9 protein-coding genes are annotated in these 13,562 nt (G+C 43.1%); 2 read left to right on the forward strand and 7 right to left on the reverse strand.

Annotated elements, in window-relative coordinates:
* Positions 1-6 precede the first annotated feature (6 nt).
* The 3 genes from FSB76_RS00235 to FSB76_RS00245 all read right to left on the reverse strand — a co-directional run bounded on the left by FSB76_RS00235 (position 7) and on the right by FSB76_RS00245 (position 3,850).
* Positions 7-690 carry a response regulator transcription factor gene (locus tag FSB76_RS00235; protein ID WP_147051608.1) on the reverse strand — a complete coding sequence of 228 codons (684 nt, stop codon included), beginning with the start codon at positions 688-690 and terminating at the stop codon, positions 7-9.
* Positions 691-775: 85 nt separating this feature from the next.
* Positions 776-2,143, reverse strand: a complete 1,368-nt coding sequence (locus tag FSB76_RS00240) for a sulfatase-like hydrolase/transferase (protein ID WP_147051609.1) — start codon at positions 2,141-2,143, stop codon at positions 776-778.
* Positions 2,144-2,161: 18 nt separating this feature from the next.
* Positions 2,162-3,850, reverse strand: coding sequence for an arylsulfatase (locus FSB76_RS00245; protein ID WP_147051610.1), 1,689 nt, complete (start codon positions 3,848-3,850; stop codon positions 2,162-2,164).
* Positions 3,851-4,015: 165 nt separating this feature from the next.
* Between FSB76_RS00245 and FSB76_RS00250 the strand changes: the two genes are divergently transcribed.
* Both FSB76_RS00250 and FSB76_RS00255 read left to right on the forward strand, forming a co-directional pair.
* On the forward strand, positions 4,016-5,593 hold the full coding sequence (locus FSB76_RS00250) for a glycoside hydrolase (RefSeq protein ID WP_147051611.1): 1,578 nt from the start codon (positions 4,016-4,018) through the stop codon (positions 5,591-5,593).
* A 202-nt stretch (positions 5,594-5,795) separates the two neighbouring features.
* Positions 5,796-6,875 carry an AI-2E family transporter gene (locus FSB76_RS00255; RefSeq protein WP_147051612.1) on the forward strand — a complete coding sequence of 360 codons (1,080 nt, stop codon included), beginning with the start codon at positions 5,796-5,798 and terminating at the stop codon, positions 6,873-6,875.
* Positions 6,876-7,054: 179 nt separating this feature from the next.
* Here the strand turns inward: FSB76_RS00255 and FSB76_RS00260 are convergent, their stop codons facing one another.
* The 4 genes from FSB76_RS00260 to FSB76_RS00275 form a co-directional block, all read right to left on the reverse strand.
* The gene (locus FSB76_RS00260) at positions 7,055-9,412 is read right to left on the reverse strand and encodes an ABC transporter permease (RefSeq protein ID WP_147051613.1); all 2,358 of its coding nucleotides are present in this window, start codon (positions 9,410-9,412) and stop codon (positions 7,055-7,057) included.
* Between the two features lie 211 nt (positions 9,413-9,623).
* Positions 9,624-10,448 (reverse strand): tetratricopeptide repeat protein, encoded by an 825-nt coding sequence (locus tag FSB76_RS00265; RefSeq protein ID WP_147051614.1) that lies wholly within the window; start codon positions 10,446-10,448, stop codon positions 9,624-9,626.
* Positions 10,445-10,960: a hypothetical protein gene (locus FSB76_RS00270; RefSeq protein WP_147051615.1), complete on the reverse strand. Its 516-nt coding sequence runs from the start codon at positions 10,958-10,960 to the stop codon at positions 10,445-10,447. The genes FSB76_RS00265 and FSB76_RS00270 overlap by 4 nt, the downstream gene beginning before the upstream one ends.
* Before the next feature lie 95 nt (positions 10,961-11,055).
* Positions 11,056-13,455, reverse strand: coding sequence for an ABC transporter permease (locus FSB76_RS00275; protein ID WP_147051616.1), 2,400 nt, complete (start codon positions 13,453-13,455; stop codon positions 11,056-11,058).
* Positions 13,456-13,562 lie beyond the last annotated feature (107 nt).

Below are 13,562 nucleotides of genomic sequence, written 5' to 3' on the forward strand. Positions count from 1 at the left end.
ACCGCCTTATTTTTCCTTTAAAATATACCCCATGCCTATTACTGTATGAATGAGTTTTGACTGTGCACCTTTTTCTATTTTTTTACGCAGGTAGTTTACATAAACATCAATAAAATTGGTGCCTGTATCAAACTGGATGTCCCAAACTTTTTCGGCAATATAATCCCTTGATAATGTTTTATTGGGGTTGCGTAAAAACAATTCCAGTAAATGATATTCCTTTGTGGTCAGCGTAATTTCGGTACCTGCGCGCTCGGCAGTTTTAGTAAAGGTGTTTAGCTTCAGGTCGCTAAAGGTTAATAAACCTTCTTCCTGGGGCGTTTCCTGCCGCGAACGCCTGAGCAGGGCGCTTATCCGCGCCAAAAGTTCGTTAAAATGAAAAGGTTTTACCAGGTAATCATCCGCGCCCGCCTGCAGGCCGTTTACCTTGTCATCTACCCTATCCAGCGCGGTAAGCATCAATATGGGCAGTTGTTTGTTATCCCTGCGGATGCGGCGGCAAAGGTCGATGCCGTTAATATCAGGCAGCATCAGATCGAGGATTATAAGGTCAAATGCATGCCCTGATAACAGGTCAATCGCAGCAAAGCCATCGAGGGCATGTGTTACATCATAATCGTGTTCCTGCAATCCTTTTGAAATAAAGGCTGCTACTTTTTCTTCATCTTCAACAAGGCAAATACGGTTCATAATACACCCCAAATTTGGTAGCTGCAAATTAAAGCAATATTATAGCATAATTAACCTGCCGGGTTTAAACCTCACAAGCTTTACATCAATTTTCGGTTTTACCGGGAAATTTATCAAATAAAGCCTTCATCTCCCTGGCAATTTCCGGGTATTCGGCTATTACATTGGTACGCTCGCTGGGGTCATATGAAATATTGAATAGCTCTGTTTGCGTTTGCTGGGCATCTTTCAAAATACCTTTGCTGCTGTTTTCGGCTTTAACTTCGCGGTATTTCCAGTCGCCTTGTCTTACTGCTTCGCAAACGCCGTTGTTTACGTAATAAATTTCACGGTGTTTAGGGTGCCTGGGCGCTTTGCCCAGTAACACGTCGGCTATGGATTGTCCATCCAGTGTGCGGCCTTTTGGTAAGGGCGCGTTGGTCCACCTGGCCAGCGTAGGCAACACATCCAGGTTGCTTACCATACTGGTGACGGTGGCGTTTACCGGGGTATGATTTTTCCAGTATACAATAAATGGTTCACGCACGCCGCCTTCATAGCTTTGGCCCTTACTACCGCGAAACACACCTGCTGTACCGGCATCCCAGTGTTTGGTTGCGCCATCACCCTGCATGCGATCAGGAAATTCAATCCACGGACCATTGTCGCTCGAAAGCATAAAGATCGTATTATCCGCAAGCCCCTGTTTTTCAAGAACCTTCCATATCTGGCCCAGGCTTTCGTCAAGCTGCTCAACCACATCGCCAAGATGGCCTCCGTCCGAACGACCTTTATTCTTTTTTGATGATGCAAAGGCTACCGGCAAATGAGGCATATTATGCGCCAGGTACAGGAAAAATGGCTGTCTCTTTTTTTGCGCTTTAATGTATTTAATGGCTTCGTTGGTGTACAAATCAACTATCGATGAATCGGCAGGCCTGATAACCTCCGGCCGGTGGTTCCTGAAAATCTTCAATGTGGTGTCGCTTTTCACATAAGGCGACCGGTAATCGTGGCTATACAGCAATCCATAATAAGAATCAAACCCCTGCGCCATGGGGTGATTGTAGGCTTTATAATCGCCAAGGTGCCATTTGCCTATCATAGCTGTTTTATAACCCACATTTTTAAGCATTTCGGCAATGGTAACTTCCTGGTCGGGCAGGCCCAGGGTTGATCCTGGCGGGATAGGGTAAGGCAGGTTCATTCTTGATGCATAACGCCCTGTTAACAGCGATGCCCGCGATGGGGTGCACGAAGGGCTTGATACAACATAATTGGTTTCCCTTACTCCTTTTTGAGCCATTTTATCTAAAAAAGGCGTTTTAATTACGGGATTGCCGTAACAGCCCAGGTCTGAATAGCCCATGTCATCGGCCAAAACAAAAATAACATTGGGCCGCTGCTGGGCAGATGAACTCGCCACGTAAAGCAAGGCAACAAAAAAGAAAAGGTAATTTTTTATATATGTCATGGTTATACCGACTATATTTTATTTATGGCGAGGTTTGGGATACACATTATTGGTCACGGCCCATTGGTGCCACATGGCACTCAACTGGGTCACCTTTTCGGGGTATTTGCCCGCCTGGTTATTGATCTCTGTTTCATCATCCTTTATGTGGTACAGGTTCCAGGTAGTATCGTTTGGTAACGAAACCAATTTCCAGCCGTTGTACCTAACATAACGCGCGCCGTAGTGCTCGTTAAACAAAGCTTCATCGGGCTTTGTTATCCCCTTAAATGAGGCTGCAAGGCTTTTTCCCTGTGTGGGTATTACCGGGTGACCTTTATAAATAAGCGGGTATGTTGTTTTTGCCAGTTCCACAAACGTGGCCATAAAATCTTTTACATGGCCCAACTGGTTTGATAAGCTGCCATTTGCCACAGTTACCCCCTTTGGCCAAAAAGCTATCATCGGGGTATGAACGCCGCCTTCATATGATTCGGCTTTCCAATACCGGTACGGTGTGTTGGCCACATTTGCCCAGCGTTCGCCAATGGATGCATAAGATGTTTCGAAGCCCGGGAGGATTGTTTTTTTCATATCGTAAGCAATCTTTTCGCCTGCGCGAGTTTGGTTGGGCCTGTCAAATCCAGGGCCGTAAGCGGTGCAGTTTTCGCTGCTGGCACCATTATCACTTAAAAATACAATAAGTGTATTATCCAGCTTACCACTCTCTTTTAATGCTTTAATAATACGTCCTATCCCCTGGTCCATCCTGTCAATCATAGCGGCATGCACGGCCATGGCGGCGGCGTCCCAGGCCTTGTCGGGATTATCGTCCCACTTCAAACCCGACTTATCCCTAAGCGATAACGGCGCCTTTACCGGATCAATAATGCCGGCTTTTATCAGCTTATTGTACCTGCGCGCGCGGATGGTATCCCAGCCAACCTTATAGGTATCTTTATATTTGGCAATATCTTCAGGCGGCGCCATCAGCGGCCAGTGCGGCGCGTTTTCGGCAACGTACAAAAAGAAAGGCTTATTATCCTTGCTAAATTCCTTAATATAACTAACGGTAGTGTCGTTAATAGCATCTGTATGGTAATAGTTTTTAGGTATCGTTTTAATGGGCGTTGTGCCGCTTACCAAACTAAAAGGGTCGTAATAATCAACCACTCCCCAAATGGTGCCGAAAAATTTTTCGAACCCGCGGCTGGTTGGGTATTGAGCCAGTGGCGAAAAAGTTGGATAATAAACCTGGTGATTAAGCCACCTCTGTTGCTCTTCAGTACTTTTTTGCCCTATCGTATTGCTCACATGCCATTTACCCGACATAGCGGTATGGTATCCCGCACCTTTTAACACCTCGGCAAGGGTAACCGAATTTTCGGCAAGGTGCCCAAGGTAGCCGGGCTCATCTTCAGCATCTGTCATGTTGCCAATGCCCGCTCGCTGGTTGTACAAGCCCGTTAATAACGATGCTCTTGTGGGGCAGCAACGGGATGTATTGTAAAAGCGGGTATACCTTATGCCGTGTGCGGCCAGATAATCAATATTAGGCGTATGAATTTCGGACCCGTAACAGCCTATATCAGAAAAGCCAAGATCATCGGCAAGTATTACCACAATATTGGGCCGGGCATCTTTAACCGGTTGCTTTGCAGGTTGTTTAAAAAACACAAATGATAACGCAAACAAAATACCCGCGAATGCTAAAGCTATTTTTTTCATGGTGGATATCTACACAGGATTGATGTATGAGTGCTGTTAAAAGTAATAATAAAACCCTAACAGCCCCGATGCAAAAGGTTTAGTAATATTTTTTTTACCAAAATACCCCAAATGATGTTTGCGGCCGGCACTCAATATAAAAATGACACCTTATATTTGACCAAGATGAAATTATCCAAATGCCATTTTAAACAGCTATGCCTCCCTCTGCTGCTGGTAACTATTTCGCAATTCGCTGCCATTGCTCAAAAAACGGATACTGTAATAACCTTAAATGTAAATTTGAACAATACCGCGCAGGTAATTGAAAACATAGGTGCATCGGGCTGTTGGTTTTCTGAAGGGATTGGCAAATACTGGCCTGCCGAAAAAAGAGAAGCTATCGCGCGTTTATTATTCAGTAAGCAAAAAGATAAGCAAGGCAATCCCATGGGAATAGGCCTATCAGCGTGGCGCTTTAATATTGGCGCCGGTACAACAGAACAGGGTGACAGCAGCGGCATTAAGGATTTCAGAAAAAGGACGGAATGTTTTTTAAGCCCCAATGGCAGTTATGACTGGAACAAGCAGGCAGGTTATCAATTCTTTTTAAAGAAAGCCCGTGATTATGGCGTAGAAACGTTGATAGCTTTTTCAAACAGCCCGCCGGTACAATTTACCCGCAACGGGCTGGGTTATAAAACAGAAAAAGATTATACCAGTAATTTAAAAGCTGATGCGTACAACTCCTATGCCGATTTCTTAGCTAAAGTTATTCGTCATTTTGACCAGCAGGGCCTTCATTTCAGCTACATTAGCCCGGTTAATGAACCGCAGTGGGATTGGTCGCACCCTTACAAGCAAGCCGACCAGGAAGGCTCGGCATGGAAAAACGACGAAATTTATCATGTAGTTAAAGACCTCAACAGCGCGCTGAACAAGGAAAAGCTGGATACAAAAATTTTGATAAGTGAAGCTGGTATGCTCAATTACCTGTATTCGGGCAAAGGGAATTCATCAAGCCAGATTCAGCATTTCTTCGGCCCCGGCAGTTCATTATCTGTAAAAGCGTTGAACCACGTACCGCCGGTAATTGCCGGCCACAGTTACTTTACCGAAAGTAACGACAGCACGCTGATTACAACCCGTACCCGGCTGGCCGATACTGCCAAAAAGTACAACGTAAGCTACTGGGAATCGGAGTATAGCATGCTGGCAGATGGTTTTAAAGAAGGTGCAAAAGGTGATAGAAGCGCGATAGATTGCGCACTATTCCTGGCAAAGGTAATTCATGCCGACCTTACTGCCGGCAACGCCACTGCATGGCAATTCTGGAACTCCTACGAGCCTGGCAGCGCCGAATTTAATACCCGCTACTATCTAATTGCCCTAAAACCCCAACCCGATTATAAAGACGGCGAATTTACGGTGACCAAAAACCTTTGGGCTTTGGGGCACTATAGCTTATTTATACGCCCCGGAATGATACGCGTACTTACCGGCGTTGAACATTCGGCGGACAATAAGATACTGATATCGGCCTGGAAAGATAAAAACAATAAACTGGTAATAGTAGCCATTAACCGCGGCGCAACAGATACATCTGTAAAACTCGGCTTAGCTAATAATAAAAAGGCATACAAAACACTGGATACTTATTTAACTACGGGCGACAAGGATAAAAATATGCAATTTTCCAGGGGAGGCTATAAATCGCATGTGGTGCTTCCGGCCCGTTCAATTTCTACTTTGGTAATAAATTAGCGTATTCTTTTGCAACCATCTATGTCGCTATTTCTTTCAGTCTCTTAACCCGGCAATTCTACATAAAAGTGGCGCCGCTTCCGGGGATCCTGCGCTTACATAATCCATTACCCTACTCAAATTAATACAGTATTATCAAATTGTTAAAACTTTTGAGTGTATTTATTGTCCCATTATCTGAACCCTATTCAATAAGTACCGTATGCCCCCTATCGATGATAAATACACCAATAAATTAATCCAGAAGGAACTCACCTATATTCAAAAAGTATGGCATACTGTGGCCATCGTAGCTTTATTGGTAGTAACCATATTGATTGCCCGCGTTGCCTTTAACGTACTATTAATGGTGCTGGCCGGTGTATTGATATCGGTATACTTCCATGGCCTGGGCGATATGATACAACGCAAAACTCAATGGCGACGCCGCGTTTGCATGATTATTTCTATTGGCGGTACGTTTGTGTTGCTTGGGGTTTTGTTTTGGTTTATGGGATCTAAAATATCTAACCAGGTAGCTGTATTGAGTGATACTTTGCCGCATACCATCAGCAATGCCAAAGTAAAAATGAATGAAACCCCTATCGGCAGGAAGATATTGGAATATTTGGCAGACGACAACTCTGATGCTTTGATGACAACTGCTAAATCATTCTTTAGCACCAGCTTTGGTGTGCTTGGTAATATTTATATCATCCTTTTCCTGGCCATATTTTTCACCAGTAATCCAAACCTGTATAAAGATGGCATGATAAAATTAGTGCCCGAGACCCGGAAACCACTCGCGCACCAGGTGATTGACAGGATTAGTTTCGCGCTCAAGGGATGGCTGAAAGGAATGATGCTATCCATGGTGCTGGTATTTATTTTGCTATCTATAGGGTTAGGCATTATGAGCATCCCGGTGGCCCTGGTGCTTGCGCTGCTTACCGGCCTGCTGAAACTAATCCCCAATTTTGGATCATTAGCTGCTATGATACCCGGTGTTTTGCTGGCTTTAACCATAAGCACAAATACCGCTATCATAGTAGCATTAATGTACATAGTTATACAAACTATTGTAAGCAACATTGTAACACCCATTATTCAAAACAAGATGATTAACATCCCTCCCGCTTTAACCATATTGGCGCAGGTATTAATGGGTACATTATCGGGCGTTTTAGGTATTATACTGGCGGTGCCGTTATTGGCTATAGTGATGATTTTGGTTGATGAGTTGTATGTAAAAAAAATAACAGATATTGATATTGTTATCGTGCCCGAAAGAAGCCAGCCTTAAAAACAAAATGCGTCCCGGATCTCATCCCGGAACGCATATTACTAATCAACTAAATCCAAATTTCTCAGGTTTGGAAGATTTTTATTAAAGTATTAAGTTCTGAGCCTGTGGTTTAAATTGTTAAGCTTCATTTTCTTTTTCGAACAAAGACTTAAAATTAACGACTTCCCACTTAAGACTTACTCTGCCTGGATACTTTTAACCGGGTTGGCTATTGCAGCTTTAACCGATTGAAAGCTTACCGTTAACACCGCTATAACAATAGCAACTAAACCAGCCATTACAAATGTTAACCAGCCAATATTTATACGGTAACTAAAATCCTGCAGCCATTTATTCATGGCATAGTAGGCAAATGGCGTAGCTATAATTATGGCTACCAATACCAAAGCAACAAATTCTCTTGTTAGCATTTGGGTAATGCTGGCTACACTTGCGCCTAACACTTTGCGGATGCCTATCTCCTTGGCTCGGTTTTCGGCCATATAGGCTGCCAGCCCGAATAAGCCAAGGCATGATATGAAAATGGTAAGCCCGGCAAATACAAAAGACAGGGAGCCGGTTTGCTGCTGATCGTTAAATTTCTTGCCAAATTCGTGGTCAACAAATTCATAGGTAAACGGATAGGCAGGGTTATATTTTTTGAAGATCTTTTCTGCCAGCTCAAGGTTTTTGGCCATGTTGTTTTTTTCGTTCAAACGAATAACTGTATTGTATGCCCAATATTTAGATGCAAAAACAATCATTGGGTCTACATTAGCATAGGGCGATCTGATAATAAAATCCTTAAACACGCCAATGATCTGCAATTTTTCATTGGCCCTGGTAATAAATTTGCCTACCGGATTTTTTAAATGCATCGCTTTAACCGCAGTTTCATTTAGCATAACAGATGCGCTATCGCCAGGGAAAGCATTAAAATCAACATCCCTGCCAGCTACCAGTTTAAGCCCCATTGTTTTCACAAAATCACCTGCGGTGCCCAGCCTCGAAAATCCCATTTTGTCCTGGCTGGCATCATTGCCCTCCCATTTAAAACCATCAGTGCGGCTGCCTTCTATAGTTACAGTATACCCTGTTTTACTCATAGCAGTAACAGCGCCGCTATTGATCAGGTCGTTTTTAATCAGATCGTAGTTTTTACTGATGTCGCCTTCCATAGGTACTTCTATCAGGTTATTTTGTTTGTAACCTATATCGCGGTTTTGGGCAAACTTAATTTGCCTGTAAACCACGATGGTAGCAACAACTAATACAATAGCTACCGTAAACTGCAGTACTACCAGCACCTTACGCGGACTAATGAGTTTCTGCGTATCCTTAAAAGTACCCTTCAAAACTTTAACCGGCCTAAAACCCGAAAGGAAAAATGCAGGATAGCTACCTGCAAGTAAACCTGTTACGATGATGAACCCAAAGAAAGCCAATAAAAATGCGGGATCGGCATAATTAATAACCAATACTTTGCCGGTTAGTTGGTTAAAAGCGGGTAAACACAGCTGCACCAACAACAAAGATACCAGCCCGGCCATAAAAGTTATCAATATGGATTCGCTTAAAAACTGGGCTATAAGGCTTAACCTGCGCGCGCCAATTACTTTACGAACCCCCACTTCCCTTGCCCGTTTCTGGCTTCGGGCTGTGCTTAGGTTCATAAAATTGATGCAGGCAATAAGCAATAATATACCTGCAATGCCAAGCAGCAGGTGAACTATCTCGATGCGCCCTCCAACAATTTTTCCGTTTTCGAAAGTGGAATACAAACGCCATTTGGTCATGGGATGTAAAAAAACCTCGAGCGATGCCTTCGGGTCATGCGCCTTTACAACGTTTTTTATTTTATCAGCAAACTTGTTGATATCAACATTAGGCTGTAACTGTACATATGTATTGTAACTGTTATCGCCCCACGATCCATTAGTGTAAGTATTTTCGTTTGCGGCCAACGAAACTAGGTATTCAAAATCGAAGGTTGTATTGTTTGGTAAATCGTTTAAAACACCGGTTACTTTGTAGCTTGTTTTATTCTCCAGCTTAATCAGTTTATTCATCGGATCGGCATCGCCAAAAATCTTCTTGGCCAGGTGTTTGGTTATCACAATATCGGTAACACCATCCAAAGCATGCCCGGGGTTGCCTTGCAGAAACGGGAAGCTGAACATGGTTAAAAAGCCCTTGTCCACATCGTTCCCTTTGGCTTTTACAGAGTTATCTCCAAAATTAAAAAGACGGTCGATACTCCAATATTGCCGGGCGTAGTTTTTAACCTCGGGAAACTCCTGTTTTAATGTTTTGCCCACAGGCGATGAGGTAACATCAAAAGTGTATACATTAGTACCATCGGTTCCACGGTTCCAAACTTTATAAAGGGTATTTTTATTTTTCTGAAAATCCTCAAAACTATACTCGTTTTGCACCCATGCCCAAATGAGTATGGCGCCGGCCATACCTACAGCAAGTCCGGTGATATTGATAAACGAAAACCCTTTTTTGTTGATGAGGTTACGCCAAGCTATTTTAAAGTAATTTTTTATCATGGTGATGTTCAATATTACTACCACACCCAAAAAGCACGTGCCAAATATATAATATTTTAATAATCAGTGATTTGCAATACAGGCAGTTATTTTAACCGTACGGAAACGTTACAGGGAGTGTGCGTTTTTATCCATTAAATTTTCACAAATAACCGCCGGAAAAAGCTATACAGATTTGTGCTTACATTTTTAGTGAACTATCGGGCCACGGCTACCTTTTAGCTTTGGCCAATGCCCCGGTTATATCCAATAGGTAAACCTGGTCTGGTTCTTCCTTGTAAGGGTCGGCACGGTGGTAGCCGGTTCCAATGTACAGCTCACGGGCGTATTTGAGCGATTTGACGGCGTTGATTTTGTTGTGCATTACTAAGTAGGTAAGCCCGATATAATAATAAGTATCTGCAAGTTTTGGGTACTTGTTAACTTCCAGCTTCAGATCGGCCAGTGCAGAGGTATATTTTTTCATGTTCAATAGCGTTACGCCCCTGTGTAAATAATCGTAAAGCCCTAAAACTTTTTTTCTTTCATGGTCATCAATACATTCGTTGAAATAATGCATTGCCAGTTTATTGTTGCCCATTTCGCGCTGGGCCATTGCCATCACCATGCGCAGGTCATAATCACCATCGCCTGTATAACCCGGCACACCTTTGGTTAGTTTATATAAACGGTACAAATCGGCATAGCAATTTTTATAATCCTTCAGAAATTTAAAGTAGCACCAGCCCCTAACGCCCAGGTATTCGCCCGGATCAGCTTGCACCGCTTTATCCATTAATATTTTCCAGGTGTAAAAATCGCCCCGTTTTAAATAAGGTACCGACATTTCGCATAAAGTTGGCCCAAAAGTGGCGCAGGCCTGTAACGAATAGATAAACAGTTGCTGTGAATTTTTAGACCCCTGTGGGTATTGAATAGCGTCTGTATAGTACTGGCATGCCACCTGGTGTGGCTTATCTGTATAAATATTGCAATTGGTTTGTGCTTTAAGCATTCCCTCACTTAACCAAATTAAGATCAACAAGTACTTTTTCATATGGCTATATCTTTAACATGACCATTAACCACCTTGAAGTGCAAATAATAATAGGTATCGCAAACGGAGCCGTTTGGAAGTTTACCGGGGATCCAGCCTTTTAAGCTTTTCACGGCATCTAACACCATGGTAACAAAAACCGGCGGAAAGGCCACTTTGCGATAACTGGCATCTAACTGGTAAATTCGGTACCAGCCGGTTTGCCCCTTACAATTCACAATAAACCGAACGGTAACGGAGCCGGTAACCAGTTTAAATTGGTGCTGATAAACCATTTTGCCAAACAGTTCTTTCTTTAATGCTTTTGCCTCTCCTTGATAAGATGTATTTAAACCGTAGTATTGGTAAATATTGTCCTTATCGCAAAGCTTAAAATCGTACCGGTCTGTTTGTGGATTAAATATAATATCGCCAACCTGGTTTGGTAAATTAGCGGCGTCCGGCAGTTTATCCTGCGCAAAAATGGCGCAGGTGAAAAGGCTGAGAATTAAGGAACTTATAATATATCTCATTGGTTTAGGTTAACATCTAAATAAACAGCGCTATCAAACGCAGGGCGCGATAAGTTATTTTAAGTGAAATAACAAATCCCGGAATGCATATCCTACTATTCGTTTCGCAAACTATTAACCGGGTTGGCCATAGCCGCTTTAAGCGATTGATAACATACTGTTGCAAAAGCTATCAGAACGGATAAGGCAGCCGCTAATACAAATATCCACCATTGAATATCTATCCGGTAAGCAAAATCCTGGAGGTATTTACTCATGGTTAGCCAGGCTATGGGCAATGCTACTACAATGGCAATAACAACCAGTTTAATAAAATCGGCAGAGAGTAAAGCGGTGATATTGGTTACTGATGCGCCAAGCACTTTACGGATGCCTATTTCTTTGGTGCGCTGCATGGTAAGCAGCGATATTAACCCTAAAAGACCAAGACAGCTGATAAAAATAGCGATAACCGCGCTGGAGGTAATGAGTTTGTTTAGCAAGTCTTCCTTCTGATAAAAATCGTTAATCTGTTCGTCCAGGAAACGGTATTCAAATACATTTTCCGGGAATACCGATTGAAATACTTTTTGAACCTGTGCTAAAGCAGCAGAGCGGTTTTTCAGCTCGATCCTTACCCCCGCGTACTGATACTGGGTGCGGAAAGTGCTGATATACGACGGTTCTATTGCCTTGTAAAGCGATTTGGCGTGAAAATCTTTCACAACCCCAACAATGGTACCTGGTTTATCAGTAAGGTCTCCGGCAGTAAATTGGTGGCCAATTATCTTCTGAGGGTCTTTGATGCCCAATTGTTTAACCAGTTGTTCATTCACCAGGTACTCTTTGGCCGAATCTGCCTCGGCAATATTTCTGCCTGCTATAATCCGCAAGCCGAATGTTTTGGCATAGCCTGCATCGCCCATCAAAGTGCGGCCCACAAACTTTTCCCAGTCCCTCCCCTCGTACTTTATCGATCCGCCTTTATCGGCTGTTGAGGATGGTGCCCGGTAACAAAAAGAAACGGCGCTTATAGCAGGGTTGACCAGTAGCTGGTTACGGAAGAAATCTGTTTTACTTTTGTCAAAATCGGGCAAAGGAAGCATCACTACGCCTGTTTTATTAAAACCAAGGTCGGCGGTCTTCAGATAGCGCACCTGCATGGTGATAATGATGGTACCGATGATAAGCACCTGTGCAATTACATTTTGAATAACGATGAGGCTTTTACGGCTAAAACCGGCAGCTTGGGAATGCCCGCCAACCTGGTTTTTCAAAGCATTTACGGGCTTAAACCTGCTTAATACCAAAGCAGGATAAAACCCTGCGGCCATGGTAATTATCAGCATGGATAGGGCAACAAAAACAAACAGCGTTTTATCCTGCGTAAAATTAAATGTAAGCGTTGTTTGCAGCCAGGAATTTAAAACCGGCAAAAACATCCAAACTGATAATACGGCTATCAGCCCGGCGGCCAAAACTATTAATGCCGTTTCTGTAATAAACTGGATAAATATGGCTGCGGGGGTACTGCCTAAAACTTTACGGGTACCAATTTCTTTGGCACGTTTAAAGCTCTGGGCGGTTGCCATATTTACAAAGTTTACGCAGGCTATAACAATAAGCAATAAACCCACAATGGCCAGCGTGGTTAACAACGATTTTTGTATTACACCACTATACCGGCCATCAAAATGCACCTCGTTTATGGGCTGCAAAAAGTATTTGAACGATTTTGCCGCTTCCTTATCCATCAGTTTAGTTATGGTAGCCTCTACCTTCCGGGGAGATAGATTTGGCGGCAATTGCAGAAATATAACATTCCGCGAATCTTCCCAATACCAGCTTTCCTGGAAATCTTTTTGAACATCCGGATAAAGTGTTTTAAGGGCAGTTAGCGATAAAAACATATCGCACTTAAAATCGGTGTTATCCACATTATCGGCCAGTACCCCGGTCACCTTAAAATTATGTTTGCTATCCAGGCGGATAACCCGGCCGACAGCATCGTCGGTACCGAAATATTTTAGCGCCAATTTTTGAGTGATAACTGCATTATCCGGGTCATTAAAGGCAGTTTCGGCACTACCGGCGAGCCAGGTATAATCAAGCATGTTAAACCAGTGCTTATCGGTAAGACCAACAGTTTCTTTTTCATAAAACAGCTTCTTCCCCGCCCTATCACTTTGCGGAACCGATATGGTGAAAGAACGCTTTTGAACCAAAATGGCCGCGTCTTTTATCTGCGGCAATGCTGTTTTAACAGCGCGGGCCAACACCATTGGCGCTCCTTTTTCATATAGCGTGGTACCATCCTCAAGGTGCAGCTGTTCAACTATTTTATATAACGACTTTTTGTTGTGATGATAGGCATCAAAACTTAGATGATAGCTAATAAACTGAAACAATATAATACTGCAGGCTATCCCCATGGATAGGCCGAATACATTAATAAGTGTATAAAATTTGTGCTTCCACAAATTACGCCAGGCTATTTTGAAGTAGTTTCTAATCATCGTTTTAGTTGATTGGTTCGCTGGTTCATTAGTTCATTGGTTCATTGGTTCATTGGTTCATTGGAACGCGGGCATAGTGGACAAATCGCTTTTGGCTGAATACTTCG

It is taken from the genome of Mucilaginibacter ginsenosidivorax (assembly GCF_007971525.1).
GTDB lineage: Bacteria > Bacteroidota > Bacteroidia > Sphingobacteriales > Sphingobacteriaceae > Mucilaginibacter > Mucilaginibacter ginsenosidivorax.